A 15,773-nucleotide genomic window follows, 5' to 3' on the forward strand; every position below is an offset into this window, starting at 1 on the left:
TCTCGCGCTGGTTGAGCGCCTCGTCAGCTAGTAGTCGCGATGGTGATCATCGTGCCGCGTGAGCCGGCTTGAGACGCTCGCCAGAAAAAGCGCGAGCACAATCGCGCCGATCGTCGCGAAGAGAAACGCGCCGATCATCGCGGCCAGTATCAGCATCATCCATGCAAGGCCGTTCATGTCTCGGCTCCAGCGTGTTGATAGGCATGCTAACGTGCCTCCGCCTGCATACTATGTGCGCCAGTAGCCGCAGAGGCTGTCACATGACGCCGAAGTATCGTCACATCGCGCCGCTAATGCGCCACGTAACCCTCGGGCGTGGTGACCGCGTCCTTGAAGACGGCGGCGTTGCCGGAGACGACATAGACCGGCGCGGGCGAGAGTTTCAGGCTAGCCACGCCGTCGCGGTACGGCAAGCTCGTCGCGTTGCCCATCATGTCGAACGCCGTCACTTCACCGGTCGTCCCCGGCGCGTCGACCCGCAGACGATAGTCCACGCTGCGGCTCGCGTCGAAGCCGCTTTTGGCGTTCCACTTGTCGTTGTCGTGCGTCCACAGCGCGGTCACGATCTTGCCGCCGCCAAGCCGGCGGAACGCGTAGGCGTAGACGCCTTTGGGCAGATCCTTGAGCGGGCCGAGTGTGTCGGTGCCGTCGATGATACGCGTCATGGCCGCCACCGCGAGCGCCGCGGGTTTCGGGCTGATGCGGGCCGGACCGTAGGCGCCTTTCGGATGATCGAGCTCGAAGAAAATGCCGTAGCCGGGCGCGGCGTCCGGCATATCCGCTAGATAGAACATGTAGGTCATGTCGGCGCCTTCGCCGAGCAAAATAAGATGCGTGCGCGCCGTCACCGCAGCCTGTGCGTACAGCACGTTCGCGCCCGGATAGTTCTTGCCATACGATTGCCCGATGTCGTAGCTGATACCGGTTTCGGTCACGAAGAGCGGCGCGCCGGGCTTCAGGTACAGACGCATTTCGTGGCGCAGCGCCCGCATCGCAGCGGGCAACGCGCCCGGTACGGTGCCCTGATTGCCGGTGTCCGCGACGCGCTCCGGCGGATGCGAGGGCGTCGTGCCGATATCGTAGTAACCGTGAATCGTCATGCCGTCCATATAGCGGCCGATTCCTAGCGGGCCGAGCTTGCGCATCCACGTGACGTTGCCCTGCACCGACGAATAGGTCAGACCCATGACCACCGCATGCGGATCCGTCTGATGGATGCCCTCCCAGACGGCCTTGTACATCGCGATGAAATTCGCGTCGGTATCGCGCCAAGGCAGACCGCCGTCGGCGTCGGGTTCCCACGTCACCTGATAGTAGCTATCGCGCTGTCTGGGAAAGTAAGTCATGCGCACGCGATTCGACTCGGCGCCCACCTTGGCCATGTAGTCCTTCATTTGCGCGAGCGATGTCGGTGCATAGCTGTGCGTCTCCTTCTTCGTCGGACTCGCCCACTGCGGAATGCCGTCGAGCTGGATCAACCGCAGCAGATCGCCGCGCCGGAAGAACGGCGTGAGCTGTTTGCTCGCGGGCTCGAACGTGCCCATTTTTTTCGGCTCCTCCATATACCAGTTGCGATTGTCGTTGACCCACGACAGGCCGAGCGCGGTATAGACCGGCCGGTAACCGTCGCCGTCGCAGCAGTGTTGCCCCGGCGCAAGATAAGCCGCGCCCTGTCCGCCGAACCGGTGCAGATCTTCATACGGAAAACGGACGACGGGTAACGCAGCGGACGGATCCGGCAGCACGCCGAACGTCGCGATGCCCGCGGGACGCGTGCCGCGCGATTCGAGCTGGCCATGTGCGCGTTCCAGCGATGCGGACACCGCAAAGTAGCCCGCCACACTCGACGCGCAGCTCAACGTGGACAGCGTCGCACCCGCCGCAACGGGAAAGCGTCCGCTGGCGCGCACGGCATTCCACGTGTCGCGTATCTGCCAGTTGAGCGTGTCGCCTTGCGTCGGGCGCGTGGCGAAAATTAGCGCGAACGGTTTGTTCACGGCGAAGAGACGGGTGCCGTCGCTAGGCGTATCGGCTTCGAGGAGATCGCCGTTCGCCGCCGTAGGCACTTGCGATGAAGGCGACGAGCAACGCAGCCCTTGTCCGGGCGGCGCCTTCAGGTCCGTAGGCGCGGCAGATTGCATTGCAGCACTCGGCGCTGCGTCCTGCTTCGCGACAGGCGCGGGTGCATTGCTCGCCACCGTCGGCGCCATCGCGCAACGCTTTTCCACCCCTGGCGCAGGATCGCCGAATACGCCGTTGTTGCACTCCGCGCTAGTCGAGAACGTTTTGACGACGTGTTGTTGCGCCGTGCCATACAGCACGTCACGCGTGCCGTTGAAACGGCAGGTGCCGTATTCCGCCGCACACGGTGTCCACTTCCTGCCGTCCGCGGTGAACTCGCCATTGCTCACATCATTCGCCTGCGGCGCAGCATCGGCCGCAGCGCATCGGCCGGCCGCGAAGCCAAGCAGAATGACGGCCGCCGCCGAGACGGCAATGCCAATCCTGAGTCTTCCACTGCCGCCGAAAAAGGCGCCGACGCGCTTTCGCGGCGCGCGCTGATCGCGTACATTCGACATGTGTTCCCCGTGTCGTTCGCTGTCCTTCCAAAGGCAACAGACGCGTCGCCCAACTACTAGTTCACCAGGTCAGAGCCGCCTCGCCCGACCTCTCGAAGCAATGTGTTGCGGAAACCGCATAGTGTATTTCCGCAAACCGCTGGCGGAAACAGCCCGGTTGCCACTCGACACATTCCGCCACTGGCCCGTCTATTGCCGTGCGGCCTAAAGGTGTCTTTTCCCGTGTTTCACGTTTGAAACATTAATCGTCACGTTTATATTCGTGAGCTCCAATAACAACCAAGTAAATAATTTTGTCGCAGTCTCAAGTGTTTATATTGGTTGTTCGTTTTACTTATTGCCATCCCCGCGGATATATCGTCAGAAGAAACCCCAGGCGGGCACGGGGCGCGGCGGACGCCGAGATTGCGAAGCCGGTTGTACTCATTCTGACGTCCAGATCGGAAAAAGTCACTTCAAATCGGCATGGCGATGGATGGATCAAATTGTAACTGCGCCGTTTTCGAGTAGTGGTGGTGTGTGCGGTGGCGTACGAAATGGCGTTTTTATTTGCATTAACATTCGCAGAATGCCAATTCATTCCTATGTGGAATCGGCAATTAATTGGTTGCAAAGACGGCGGTAGCGGGGTTGTTCCGAAAATCCCTGGTTGGTCACCCTGTCCATACGCCAACATGTCTGCGCTTTCGGTCATGGCGGCTAAGTGCTTGAGTGGCGGTGACTATGATGCGCTGCACAGAGGATGGCCTCTCTGTGGCCGTCCAAGGTGAAAAGTAGATCCGTTTTCTGGTGAGAGGATGACTATGACCTGCGCGAGTCTCGAGTCCGCAATGCTGCGCTGGGTGCACGCTCCGAGCAAGGGTATGCGTCGCATCGCGATACTGATGTTCAACGACTGCTCGCTGCAGGGAGCAGGGGTCGTTGCCGAGGTGTTCCAGGCAGCGAACGAAATGGCTTCGTCCGGCTCGGGCGGCTGGTTATACGACGTTTCGTTCCTGTCGGCCGACGGCGGCATGGTGACTTCGTCGTCCGCGCTGCGGGTCTGGACAGACGGACTCGACGCGCGGCATTACGGCGGCTTCGACGCGTTGTATGTCGCGGGCGGCAAAGGCGCATTCGCTGCCGCGGGCGATGAACGCCTGATTGCGTGGCTGCGCCGTGTGCGCCGCAACACCGGCATGATCCGGCCGATCGCGGAAGGTCGCGCGTTGCTCGAGGCAGCGTATGTGCCCGACAGCCAGGAAGTCGGCGATGCGCATGCGCAGTCGGTGCCGGCGCGCCAGCCCGACCAGACGGCCGATGCGGGCGATCGCCTGGAATCCATGCGAAGCGCGCTCGCCATGATCAAGCGCGATCTCGGCGGCGCCACGGCGCGTACCGTTGCCGAGCGCCTGCTGGCGGACTCGTGCTCGAATCTCGCGCCGCTGCTCGGCGAAGACGGCGGCCTGAGTCCCGGCGACAAAGTGCGCGCGGCAGCTCGCTGGCTGCAAGAGAACTGCCAGCAGGCGATTTCGATCGCCGACGCGGCGCAGTTCGCCGCGATGAGCGAGCGCAATTTTCTGCGCCGCTTCAAGATGGAAATGGGTATTACGCCCTCGAGTTTTCTGTTGCACGAGCGCCTTGCGGTGACCTGCAGCCTGTTGACCGAATCGGAATTGCCGGTCGACAAGATTGCCCGGCGCACCGGCATGGGCAACGGTGATCGACTCGCGAAAGTGTTTCGCAAGCGGATGAGAATTTCTCCGACTGAATTTCGGATTCAAAGTCGCCGACTAGTCGGCGAATAGCGCGACGGGGCCAGCCGGAGGGCCGTGTGGCAACACGGCATCCGGTCCGTACTTCCGCCGAACTTTGGGAATTATAAGGAATGCGAATATGTTGACTCAGGGAGCTGTAGGCGCCGCGTCGGTCGACCCGAGCGGTGCGGGTGCCGCGACGGCGGCCACGCGTTGCACGCGCATCGTCCCAGTCATTCTGGCGGGCGGCTCGGGCACGCGCCTGTGGCCGGTGTCGCGGGAAAACTATCCGAAGCAACTGATTGACGTCGTCGGTCCCGACTCGCTGCTGCAAGCTACCGCGCGGCGCATGAACGGCTTTCCGGCCGGCTGGAGCGTGGATGTCTCGCCGATCATCGTATGCGGCGAAGAACATCGCTTCGTGATCGCAGAACAACTTCATGAAAATGGCGTCGACGCTCGTCTTATTGTCGAGCCGGCGCGGCGCGATACGGCGCCCGCGTTGACGCTGGCGGCGTCGCTGGCGTGCGCGGACGGTGGCGACGCGATTCTCGTCGTCATGCCGGCGGATCATTCGATCGCCGACGTGCCCGCCTTGCAGGCCGCGCTGGAACTCGCAGCACGCTATGCCGAGCAGGGTTCGATCGCGACGCTGGGCGTGCCGCCCACGCGCCCCGACACCGGCTTTGGTTATATCCGCGTCGGCGCCGAGTTGGCGGGCGGCGGCCATGCGATCGACGGTTTCGTCGAAAAGCCCGCGGAAGAACTCGCGGCGAAGTACGTCGCGGCGGGCATGTATTGGTGGAACAGCGGCATCTTCATCGTCCGTGCCAGCGTGTGGCTCGATACGTTGAAGCGTCTGCAACCGGACATGCACTCGGCCTGCGAACGCGCATTCAGCGGCGGCCGCACCGACGGTGCGTATTTCCGGCCGTTGGTCGATGCGTTCCTCAGTGCGCCCGCGAATTCGATCGACTACGCGGTGATGGAGCGCCTGACCGAGACGACCGGGCCCGAAACGCCGGATAGCGCGCCGGCGACGCCATCAGGCGTCGTGGTCGGACTGGATGCGGGGTGGTCGGACCTGGGTTCGTGGGACGCCGTCTGGGCCGCGATGGAGAAGGACGCCAACGGTAACGCAGGACGCGGCCGGGTGACGTTCGAAGGGGCGGTATCGAGCTACGCGCATTCGGAAGGCCGGCTGGTCGCCTGCGTCGGCACCACCAATGTCGTGGTGGTCGAAACCGCCGACGCGGTGCTGGTGGTCGACCGCTCGCACGTGCAGGACGTGAAGGGGCTGGTGTCGCGCATCAAGGCGCAGCACGCGCCGGAGGCCGACGCGCATCGCAAGGTGCGCCGTCCTTGGGGTTTCTACGATTCGATCGACCATGGCGAGCGTTTCCAGGTCAAGCGCATCGTGGTGACGCCGGGCGCGCAACTGTCGTTGCAATTGCATCACCACCGCGCGGAACACTGGGTCGTCGTGCGGGGCACGGCGCTCGTCACGCGCGGCGATGAGCAGTTTCTGTTGAGTGAAAACGAATCGACTTACATTCCGCTCGGCACCCGCCACCGGCTCGAAAACCCGGGCAAGGTGCCGCTCGAAATCATTGAAATCCAGTCAGGCGCCTATCTCGGCGAAGACGACATTGTGAGGTTTAACGACAACTACGGCCGCTGCTCCTAAACAGCACGCCGGACTCAACTGCGGACAAGAACGGCAAGAACGAGGTGACCAGAATGCGCAAGTTTCAGGATTTGCTCGCGCGAATTTTCGATGTTGCATTGGTGTTGGCGGGCGCGGCGGTGGCGTCGCAGATCCGCTTTGATTACCTCAATCAATCCGGATTCTATTGGGCGCTCGTGATGTTTTCCGCTGCGTTCGCGTTGGCCATCTTTCCGGCGTTCGGCGTCTACGAATCATGGCGCGGCCGTTCCAAGCTGGTGCTGGCCGGCCAGGTGTCGCTCGCGTGGCTGATGGTGCAGGTCAGCGCGCTCGTGCTGATGTATTCGCTGCATCGTATCGACTTCGTGTCACGGCTGTGGTTCTCGTACTGGACGGCGGTGACCGGCGGCCTGCTGATCGCGTACCGGCTGATGACGCACGCCGTATTGGCGAGGGCACGCAGCGCGGGGTTGAATCTGCATCAGGTCGCGATTGTCGGCAGCGGCTCGCAGTGCGACGCGATCATTCGCCGGATCAACGCCGCGCCGACCACCGGTTTTCGCGCCACGGCCGTGTACAACGCGCGCCCGGACGTGTCGCCGGTCGCGAGCCCGGGAGTCCCGGTGTTCGACACTGTCGACGCGCTCGCCGACTACATGCGGACCAACGACGTGCACGAGCTGTGGCTGATGCTGTCGCTTTCCGAAGAGCCGCTGATCTGTTCGCTGGTCAGCGAATTCCGCGACGATCTGGTGAACATCCGCTTCATGCCGGACGTGCGCAGCCTCGCGCTCTTCGAGGGCAGCGGCGTGATCGATCTGCTCGGCGTGCCGGCGATCAATCTCGTGGCCTCGCCGCTGTCCGCCAGTTCGATGTTGAAGAAGGAAATTTTCGACCGTCTGTTCGCGTTGACCGCGCTGATCGCTCTTGCACCGGTCATGCTCGCCATTGCGATCGCGGTGAAGCTGTCATCGCGCGGTCCGGTTCTGTTCAAGCAGAAACGCAAAGGCGCCGATGGCCAGGTATTCACGATCTATAAGTTCCGCTCTATGCGTTTGCATACGGAGCAAAAAGGCACCGTCAGGCAAGCTACGCGTAACGATCCGCGCGTCACCAGAGTGGGCGCTTTCTTGCGCCGCACGAGCCTCGACGAATTGCCGCAATTCTATAACGTGTTGCGTGGCGACATGTCGGTCGTAGGACCGCGTCCCCATGCACTCGAGCACGACGACCTCTATCAGAAAGTGGTCGCGGGCTATATCAATCGCTACCGCATAAAACCGGGGATCACGGGGTGGGCACAGATCAACGGTTTTCGTGGCGAAACCGACCGCATCGAGAAGATGGAACGTCGAGTCGAACATGACCTGTATTACCTGGGGCATTGGTCGTTCGCGCTCGACATGCGGATTATCGGCGCGACGATAGTCGCCGGACTGGTGCATCGAAACGCTTATTAGTTGTTAACAATACGCTGGGCGCAACCTCCTCTTAGGAAAAACGCCGTGGCGCAAGGAGGAAACATCATGAGCTCGCTTGGTCTACGCACGGGAAGTCTCCTGGTTTTCGCTACTGCAACACTGCTTTCCGGATGCGGAATCGCACCGGGTCAGCGGATGGTCACGCCTGCCGCCATTCAGGACACGGGTGGTGATTACAGTACTGAAGCGAACACGCAACAACAGATTCCGATTACGGATATCAACCTCACGCTGCTGCGCAAGATGAACCAGGCGCAAACGACTTCGGCGCTGCCGCCGCAAACGCTCGCACTGTTCGGCAAGCCGACCGCTTACAAGGTCGGCCCCGGCGACGTGCTGCAGATCGTCGTGTGGGATCACCCGGAACTGGCCGCCGCGCTCGGCCAGCCGCAACAGAACACGAAGCCGACGGATGCGGCACCGGGCTTCCTGATCGACGAAAACGGCGATGTGCAGTTCCCGTACGCAGGCACGGTACGTGTGGCCGGCAGGGACGTCGCCTCGATCCAGAAGGAACTGGCGAAGCGTCTGAGCAAGGTGTACCAGAAGCCGGAAGTGACGGTGCGGGTGGCCTCGTTCCGCGCGCAGCAGGTCTATGTGGACGGTGAAGTGCGCACGCCTGGCGCGCAGTCGGTCAACGACATTCCGATGTCGCTGACGACCGCGATCAGCTTGAGCGGCGGCCTCAGCGCCAATGCGGATCGCAGCCGTGTGGTGTTGGTCCGCAACGGCGTGCCATATCAGATCAACATTGATGACCTGATCAAGCGCGGCAAAAATCCGTCGGACATCTACCTGCAACCGGGCGACATTCTGCGGGTGGCGTCGCGCGAAGACAGCGGTGTCTACGTGATGGGCGAGGTCAACAAGCCGGCGACCATCCTGCCGATGCGCAACGGTTCGTTGACGCTTTCGCAGGCGATTTCCGACAGCGGCAGCTTCGACTCGAACACGGCCGCGGCGCGGCAACTGTTCGTGATCCGCAACTCGACCAGCGAAACGCCTGAGGTGTACCACCTCGACGCGACTTCGCCGGTGTCGATGGTGCTCGCCAATCAGTTCGAACTGCAGCCGAAGGACGTAGTGTATGTCGGTCAAGGCGGGCTGGTCCGCTTCAACCGTGTGTTGAACCTGCTGCTGCCGGCGATCAATGCGGCTGTAACGGGCGCCGTCCTCGCGAAATAGCAACCGCGCAACGTGAATCTTGAACCTCCGGGCTTTGTTGGGTGAAGAAAATGGCAATCAACTTTGAAAACCGTTACACCGACGTGTCCGGACCGGACGAGCTTCACTTGTCGGACTATCTGCGGACGATCGTGCGAGGTTGGCGCACGATCGTCGTGGTGACGCTGATCGCGCTCGCGCTGGGGTGCGCGTACGCTTTCCTCGCGCCGCCGACGTATCGCGCGGATGTTCTGTTTCACGTAGAGGACAAGACGGCGAATGCCAATGCGAACGGCAAGGATTCCTTGCCGCCGCTTACCGGCATGTTCGATACCAAGCCTTCGACGGCGGCCGAGATCGAGTTGCTGAAGTCGCGGCTCGTCACGGAAGAAACCGTCAAGAAACTGCACCTCGATATCACGGCTACGCCGCGCTATTTTCCGATTATCGGCGGAATGATTGCGGGGTTGGTGAACGGGCAATGGGGCTTCAAGTTGCCGCAGTTCATCAACCTGTCCGGCTATGCATGGGGTGACGAGAGCATTTCGGTGTCGCAGTTCGACACGTCGAAGGACATGTACGACGCGACCTTCACATTGATTTCAGGCAATGACGGCGCCTACGTGCTGCGTGACAAGAACGGTATTGCGATTCTGTCGGGGAAAGTCGGCGAAACCGTGCAAACGGATACCGCCGACGGCCCGATCACGCTGCGCGTCGATAAGCTGGCCGGCCCCGCCGGCTCGCGTTTCGAATTGCAGCGCGCCTCGACGCTGAGCACCGTGGACCGTTTGCAAAAGGCTTTGGTGGTGCAGGAAACCACGCTGCAATCCGGCGTGATCCGCGCGAGCCTGGAAGGCGGCGATAGCGGCCTGACGGCGGCGATCGTCAACAGCATGGCGCGCGAGTTCGTGCGTCAGGATGTGGAGAGCCGTTCGACCGAAGCCGAGCACATGCTGGCCTTCCTCGATCAGCAACTGCCGGGCTTGCGCAAGGAACTCGACGACGCCGAGCAACGCTACAACAAGTTCCGCAACACGCACGGCACGGTCGACCTGGGCGAAGAAAGCCGCCTGTTGCTGCAACAGATCGTCGATAACAAAACCAAGCTGATGGATCTGCAGCAGCAACGCGCGGAGATGTCGCAACGCTTCACGGCGAATCACCCGGCGGTGGCCTCGCTCGACGCGCAGATCGCCGCCTTGCAAGGCGCGGCGGCCAACATGAACCGCAGCGTGGCGGTCATGCCGGATACGGAGCAGACCGCGTTGCGTCTGCTGCGCGACGTGCACGTCGACACGGAGCTGTACACCAATCTGCTGAACAGCGCGCAGCAACTGCGCGTGGCGAAGGCGGGACAGGTGGGCAACGTGCGCGTGGTCGACTTCGCCGAAGCCCCTGATGAACCGGTGCGGCCAAAGCGCGTGATCGCGATCCTGATCGCGCTCGGCGGCGGCCTCGTGCTCGGCATTCTGCTGACCTTCTTCAAGCGTGCAATGTACGGCGGCGTGGAACGTCCGGACGAACTCGAAGGCATGCTCGGTGTGCCGGTGTTCGCGGTGGTGCCGCGCAGCCAGACCCAGTTGAAGCTGCAGGAAAACGTCATGCTGCGCCGTCGCGGGCTGCATGTGCTGGCGCAGCAGGCGCCGGAAGACATCGCCGTGGAAGGCGTGCGCAATCTGCGCACCTCGTTGCAGCTCTCGCTCGATCACGCCGAGAACAACGTGGTGATGATCACCGGCTCGCGGCCCGATTCCGGCAAGTCGTTCCTGTCGGTGAATCTGGCGGCGCTGGTGGCGTCGGCGAACAAGCGCGTGCTGATTATCGACGGCGATATGCGGCGCGGCGACGTGCACTCGCACTTCGGTGTCGCGCATCAGCCGGGTCTGTCCGACGTGCTGAGCGGCGGCGAACTGCAGGCCATGATCCAGCGCGACGTGCTGCCGGGTCTCGACGTGCTCGCCAAGGGCACGCTGCCCTCGCATCCGGCCGAACTGCTGATGAGCAAGCGCTTCGAAACCATGCTCGAAGAACTGAAGGCGCAATACGACCTCGTGATCGTCGATACGCCGCCGGTTCTGGCGGTGACCGACTCGACGGTGATCGGCAAGTACGCGGGCACGACGCTGCTGGTGGTGCGTCATGGCCGCCATCCGCTCAACGAAGTCATGGAAACGGCCAAGCGGCTGCGCAATGGCGGTGTGGGGCTGAGAGGCGTGCTGTTGACCGATGTGCCGCAGGAAGGCGCGTTCCTCGGCTCGGGCTATCAGGGCGGCTACTACGGCTACGACAGCATTGCCGGTTGAGACAGCGGCCGACGGCCGGCCGCGCAACAAAGCAGCGCAATAAAGCTTCTGGCACTGGGATTGCAAAGGTTAACGAGGAGAAGGCTCCATGAAACGTAAGGTCGCGCTGATCACCGGCATCACTGGACAGGACGGGTCGTATCTGGCGGAACTGCTGCTCGCCAAGGATTACGACGTACACGGCATCAAACGCAGGTCCTCCCTGTTCAACACAGACCGGATCGATCACCTCTACCGCGATCCTCACGATCCGGACCAGCGCCTCTTTCTGCACCACGCGGATCTGACCGACTCGACCAGCATTCTGCGTGTGATCCAGCGCGTCGAGCCGGACGAGATCTACAACCTCGCCGCGCAGAGCCACGTCGCGGTGTCGTTCGAGGAACCGGAATACACCGCCAACGCGGACGGCCTCGGCGCCTTGCGGATTCTCGAAGCGATCCGCATTCTCGGCTTGCAGGAGAAAACGCGCTTCTACCAGGCCTCGACCTCGGAGCTGTACGGCCTCGTGCAACAGGTGCCGCAGTCGGAGACCACGCCGTTCTATCCGCGCAGCCCGTATGCCGTCGCCAAGCTGTTCGCGTACTGGACCACGGTCAATTATCGCGAGGCTTACGGTCTCTATGCGTGCAACGGGATTCTGTTCAATCACGAATCGCCGGTGCGTGGCGAGACGTTCGTGACGCGCAAGATCACGCGCGCCGTCGCGCGTATCGCGGTGGGCATGCAGAAGACCTTGTATCTCGGCAATCTGTCGGCGCTGCGCGACTGGGGCCATGCGCGCGATTACGTGGAGATGCAATGGCGCATGCTCCAGCAGGAGCAGCCGGAGGATTACGTGATCGCCACCGGCGTGCAGTACAGCGTGCGTCAGTTCGTGCAGCACGCTGCGGCTGAACTGGGCGTCACCGTGCGGTTCGAAGGCACTGGCGTGGATGAAATCGGCATCGTCGAAAAGGTGGAGGGGCGCGAGATCAGGATGTCGCCGGGCGACGTGATCGTGCGCGTCGATCCGCGCTACTTCCGGCCCGCCGAGGTCGAGACGCTGCTCGGCGATCCGTCGAAGGCGCATGCGAAGCTCGGCTGGCAGCCAACCACCTCATTCGCCTCGCTCGTCAAGGAAATGGTGCGCTCGGATTATCAGATTGCACGACGTGACGCGCTCGTCACGCTGGCCGGATTCACGGCGCTGGAACATCACGAGTAATGGCGATGAACAAACAAGCACGCATCTTCGTCGCGGGCCACCGTGGCATGGTCGGCTCCGCGCTGGTCAGGCGTCTTGCCGCGCAGGGATATCAGAACGTGATTACCCGCTCGCGCAAGGAGCTGGACCTCACGGATCAGGCGGCCGTGAATCGCTTTTTCGAAAGCGAAAAGATCGACGTGGTGCTGCTCGCGGCCGCGCGCGTGGGCGGCATTCTCGCGAACGCGACGCGGCCGGGTGAGTTCATCTATGAAAACCTGGTGATCGAAACCAACGTGATCCATGCCGCGTACCGCGCCAAGGTCGAGCGGCTGGTGTTCTTCGGTTCGTCGTGCATCTATCCGAAGCAATGTCCACAGCCGATCCGCGAGGAGTATCTGCTGACTTCGCCGCTGGAGCCGACTAACGACGCCTATGCGATCGCGAAGATCGCCGGCCTCAAGCTGTGCGAAGCGTACAACCGCGAGTACAACACGCAGTACGTCGCGTTGATGCCGACCAATCTATACGGCCCGAACGACAACTACGATCTGAAGAGCAGTCACGTGTTGCCGGCGCTGCTGCGCAAGGCCCACGAAGCGAAGCTGAACGGCGACGCTACCTTGACGGTGTGGGGTTCGGGCACGCCGCGCCGCGAGTTCCTGCACGTCGACGATCTTGCCGCGGCCACGCTGTTCGTGCTCGAGCACAACGTGACCGAGGGCCTCTTCAACGTCGGCGTGGGCGAGGACCTGTCGATTCGCGAGCTGGCCGAATGCGTCTGCAAAGTGGTCGGCTTCGAAGGCGAACTCGTGTTCGACGCCTCGAAACCCGACGGCACGCCGCGCAAGCTGCTCGACGTCTCGCGACTCGCGCAAATGGGCTGGCAGGCCACGATCGGCCTCACGGACGGCATTGCATCCGCGTATCGTGACTTCGTCGAATCACACGCCGGTTCGACGCCGGCCGCCGCCATCGAAGCGTAGGTGCGTGGATGGCCGCTTCAGCGCGGCTTTGGAGTGACGGACCAAAGGGGACGCGGTGCGTGCGCAGGACGCGCAATGCACGCAGGACGATATTTCTAGGAGTGGCATAAAAATGACAGCGTCAGTCACGATCTTCCACAACGTCGTGTGGTCGCGCCACAAAGGTGTCGTGTTTTCCGCGTTGCATAACATTTCGGCTTCCGGAGCGATTCGCTATTCGATGGTGCAGATCGCGGATACCGAGCACGACCGCGTCGGTTTTTCCGACGTCGATTATTCGTTTCACCGCTATCCGATGCAAAAGCTGTTCGATGGCTGTTACGAAGACGTGCCGACCATCAAGCTGATCGCGCGGCTCACGTGGGAAGTCTTGCGCACCAAGTCGGATCTGATCGTGCTGCCGGGCTATCACCGCCCGGAATATTGGGCCATGCTCGCGGCGTGCATCGTAACCGGCAAACGGCGCGCGGTGTTCTGCGATTCGACCGCGCGCGACCGGCCCAAAAAGTTGCTGACGTCGATTCCGAAGCGCGTGTTTTTCTCGCTGTGCGACGGCTATTTCGGCTTCGGCGAGCGCAGCCGCGAGTATCTGCTGTCGCTCGGGGCGAAGCGCGAGAAGATTTTCGTGCCGTGTCAGGCCGCGGCGATGCCGGGTTCGTTTTCGCCGGAACGTGCGCTGGTCGAACGGGTCGCCGCTCGCGCGGGTAATCCGCCGGTGTTTCTGTTCGTGGGGCGTTTGTCCGAAGAGAAAGGCATCGGCACGCTGATCGAAGCGCTCGCCGGATTGCGGCGGCGCATTCCGGCGGCCAAGCTGCGCATTGTCGGCACCGGCCCGATGGGCGACGCGTTGCATGCGAAGGTGGCCGAGCTCGAACTCGGCGACGCGGTGACGTTCGTCGGCAGTCTGCAGGACGAACCGCTTACGCGGGAATATTACGGCGCCACTTGCATGGTGCTGCCGAGTTACAGCGAACCTTGGGGACTGGTGGTCAACGAGGCGCTCGCGCATGGTTGCCCGGCCGTGGTCAGCGAAAGTTGCGGCTGCGTGCCGGAACTGGTGATCGACGGGGTGAGCGGCTATGCGTTTACAGCGGGCGATGTCGCCGGCCTGCAGCGCACCATGCTCAAGGCCATGGAGGCGTTCGCCGACGCGGGCGGCACCGCGCGCCGGTGCATGGATGTGATTCGCCGTTTCGATCCGCCTTCCGCGGCCGCGAACATCGCCCGCGGCTGTGCATTGATGTTGAGCGACTGAGTCGCTTCGCCCAGCCAAGTCGCGCGCACGACGCCCTTACTCGCTCTGGCAGCCACGATGAAGATACTGATCTACGGCATCAACTATGCGCCTGAGCTGACGGGAGTGGGCAAGTACACGGCGGAAATGGCCGGGCTGCTGGCGAGCCGCGGACATGACGTGCGCGTGGTGTGCGCGCCGCCGTACTACCCGGACTGGCGTGTCGGTGAGGGCTACGCGTCGTGGCGCTATCAGCACGAGACGCGCGACGGCGTGGCGATCTGGCGCGCGCCGCTCTGGGTGCCCGCGCGTCCGAGCGGCCTGAAGCGCATGCTGCATCTGGCGACCTTCGCGGCGACCTCGCTGCCGCTGCTCGTACGGCAGGTGCTGTGGCGCCCGCACGCGGTCATGCTGATCGCACCGACCTTGATGTGCGCGCCGGGCTCGCTGATGCTCGCACGCCTCACGCGCGCGCGCGCCTGGCTGCATATTCAGGACTACGAGGTCGATGCGGCATTCGATCTGGGCTTGCTGAAAAGCCCATTTGCGGCCCGCGTGGCACGCTGGCTGGAAAGCGCTTTGTTGCGGCGCTTCGACGCGGTGTCCTCGATCACGCGGCAGATGAGCGCGCGCGCGACGACCAAGGGCGTCGACGTGTCACGCGTTGTCTGCCTGCCCAATTGGGTCGACGTGTCGACGATCTTTCCGCTTACGCGGCCGAGCGAATTCCGGCGCATGCTGGGGATTCCTGCCGACCAGAAAGTGGTTCTGTACTCCGGCAACATGGGCGCGAAGCAGGGCATCGAAACGCTCGCCGATGCGGCGGTCGCGCTCGCCGCGCGCACGGACCTCACCTTCGTGTTCTGCGGCAGCGGCGCCGCGAAAGAGAATCTGCGCGAACGCTGCTCGGGATTGACGAATTGCGTGTTCCTGCCGCTGCAACCGTTGGACCGCCTGAACGAACTGCTCAACCTCGCCGATATTCACGTGCTGCCGCAACGCGGCGACGCGGCGGATCTGGTCATGCCGTCCAAACTCACCGGCATGTTCGCGAGCGGACGCGCGACCGTGGCGATGGCGCGTCGCGGCACGGCGCTCTACGAAGCCGTGGCGCCGCGCGGCGTGGTCGTGCCGCCGGACAACCTGAAGGCGCTGACGGCGGCGATCACGGTGCTGGCCAACGACGCGGAACGACGCACGGCACTCGGCAAAGCGGCGCGCAGTTATGCGGAGCGCGCGCTCTCGCCGGAGTCGACGATTCGCACCTTCGAGGAGCGGCTCGCGATGCTGTTGCGTGAGGCGGGAGGTAAACGCGGCAAAGGCGGCACGCCGTCTTTCGGCGCGCGGCCTTCAGGTGCTGCGGCGAGGCGCCGGCGAAAACCGGCTACCGCGGAGGAAGCCGCGCCGGATTGATCCGGCACGCGGCTCTGTCATG

11 protein-coding genes are annotated in these 15,773 nt (G+C 63.0%); 9 read left to right on the top strand and 2 right to left on the bottom strand.

The window, feature by feature from the left end; genetic code table 11:
* Nucleotides 1-27: 27 nt before the first annotated feature.
* Nucleotides 28-177 carry a hypothetical protein gene (locus HF916_RS30980; protein WP_168792695.1) on the bottom strand — a complete coding sequence of 50 codons (150 nt, stop codon included), beginning with the start codon at nt 175-177 and terminating at the stop codon, nt 28-30.
* A gap of 113 nt (nt 178-290) precedes the next feature.
* Nucleotides 291-2,579, bottom strand: coding sequence for a hypothetical protein (locus tag HF916_RS30985; protein ID WP_168792696.1), 2,289 nt, complete (start codon nt 2,577-2,579; stop codon nt 291-293).
* A gap of 803 nt (nt 2,580-3,382) precedes the next feature.
* Between HF916_RS30985 and HF916_RS30990 the strand changes: the two genes are divergently transcribed.
* From HF916_RS30990 to HF916_RS31030, 9 genes are all read left to right on the top strand, one after another.
* Nucleotides 3,383-4,366, top strand: a complete 984-nt coding sequence (locus HF916_RS30990; RefSeq protein ID WP_168795706.1) for a helix-turn-helix domain-containing protein — start codon at nt 3,383-3,385, stop codon at nt 4,364-4,366.
* 88 nt (nt 4,367-4,454) lie between these two features.
* The gene (locus HF916_RS30995) at nt 4,455-6,002 is read left to right on the top strand and encodes a mannose-1-phosphate guanylyltransferase/mannose-6-phosphate isomerase (protein ID WP_168792697.1); all 1,548 of its coding nucleotides are present in this window, start codon (nt 4,455-4,457) and stop codon (nt 6,000-6,002) included.
* 53 nt (nt 6,003-6,055) lie between these two features.
* A complete protein-coding gene (locus HF916_RS31000) occupies nt 6,056-7,441 on the top strand; it encodes an undecaprenyl-phosphate glucose phosphotransferase (RefSeq protein WP_168792698.1) in 1,386 nt (461 codons plus the stop codon).
* A 66-nt stretch (nt 7,442-7,507) separates the two neighbouring features.
* On the top strand, nt 7,508-8,647 hold the full coding sequence (locus tag HF916_RS31005) for a polysaccharide biosynthesis/export family protein (RefSeq protein WP_168792699.1): 1,140 nt from the start codon (nt 7,508-7,510) through the stop codon (nt 8,645-8,647).
* Between the two features lie 50 nt (nt 8,648-8,697).
* Nucleotides 8,698-10,932, top strand: a complete 2,235-nt coding sequence (locus tag HF916_RS31010) for a polysaccharide biosynthesis tyrosine autokinase (protein ID WP_168792700.1) — start codon at nt 8,698-8,700, stop codon at nt 10,930-10,932.
* 88 nt (nt 10,933-11,020) lie between these two features.
* Nucleotides 11,021-12,139, top strand: coding sequence for a GDP-mannose 4,6-dehydratase (gene gmd / locus HF916_RS31015; RefSeq protein ID WP_106284425.1), 1,119 nt, complete (start codon nt 11,021-11,023; stop codon nt 12,137-12,139).
* A gap of 5 nt (nt 12,140-12,144) precedes the next feature.
* A complete protein-coding gene (gene fcl, locus HF916_RS31020) occupies nt 12,145-13,104 on the top strand; it encodes a GDP-L-fucose synthase (protein ID WP_168792701.1) in 960 nt (319 codons plus the stop codon).
* A gap of 112 nt (nt 13,105-13,216) precedes the next feature.
* Nucleotides 13,217-14,359, top strand: a complete 1,143-nt coding sequence (locus HF916_RS31025; RefSeq protein ID WP_168792702.1) for a glycosyltransferase family 4 protein — start codon at nt 13,217-13,219, stop codon at nt 14,357-14,359.
* Nucleotides 14,360-14,416: 57 nt separating this feature from the next.
* Nucleotides 14,417-15,751 (top strand): glycosyltransferase WbuB, encoded by a 1,335-nt coding sequence (locus HF916_RS31030; RefSeq protein ID WP_168792703.1) that lies wholly within the window; start codon nt 14,417-14,419, stop codon nt 15,749-15,751.
* Nucleotides 15,752-15,773 lie beyond the last annotated feature (22 nt).

The organism is Paraburkholderia aromaticivorans (assembly GCF_012689525.1).
Lineage (GTDB): Bacteria > Pseudomonadota > Gammaproteobacteria > Burkholderiales > Burkholderiaceae > Paraburkholderia > Paraburkholderia aromaticivorans_A.

What these genes read in the sequence shown, in the direction of transcription:
- HF916_RS30980 (WP_168792695.1), bottom strand. Translation starts at nt 177, where the DNA reads ATGAACGGCCTTGCATGGATGATGCTGATACTGGCCGCGATGATCGGC.
- HF916_RS30985 (WP_168792696.1), bottom strand. Translation starts at nt 2,579, where the DNA reads ATGTCGAATGTACGCGATCAGCGCGCGCCGCGAAAGCGCGTCGGCGCC.
- HF916_RS30990 (WP_168795706.1), top strand. Translation starts at nt 3,383, where the DNA reads ATGACCTGCGCGAGTCTCGAGTCCGCAATGCTGCGCTGGGTGCACGCT.
- HF916_RS30995 (WP_168792697.1), top strand. Translation starts at nt 4,455, where the DNA reads ATGTTGACTCAGGGAGCTGTAGGCGCCGCGTCGGTCGACCCGAGCGGT.
- HF916_RS31000 (WP_168792698.1), top strand. Translation starts at nt 6,056, where the DNA reads ATGCGCAAGTTTCAGGATTTGCTCGCGCGAATTTTCGATGTTGCATTG.
- HF916_RS31005 (WP_168792699.1), top strand. Translation starts at nt 7,508, where the DNA reads ATGAGCTCGCTTGGTCTACGCACGGGAAGTCTCCTGGTTTTCGCTACT.
- HF916_RS31010 (WP_168792700.1), top strand. Translation starts at nt 8,698, where the DNA reads ATGGCAATCAACTTTGAAAACCGTTACACCGACGTGTCCGGACCGGAC.
- gmd (WP_106284425.1), top strand. Translation starts at nt 11,021, where the DNA reads ATGAAACGTAAGGTCGCGCTGATCACCGGCATCACTGGACAGGACGGG.
- fcl (WP_168792701.1), top strand. Translation starts at nt 12,145, where the DNA reads ATGAACAAACAAGCACGCATCTTCGTCGCGGGCCACCGTGGCATGGTC.
- HF916_RS31025 (WP_168792702.1), top strand. Translation starts at nt 13,217, where the DNA reads ATGACAGCGTCAGTCACGATCTTCCACAACGTCGTGTGGTCGCGCCAC.
- HF916_RS31030 (WP_168792703.1), top strand. Translation starts at nt 14,417, where the DNA reads ATGAAGATACTGATCTACGGCATCAACTATGCGCCTGAGCTGACGGGA.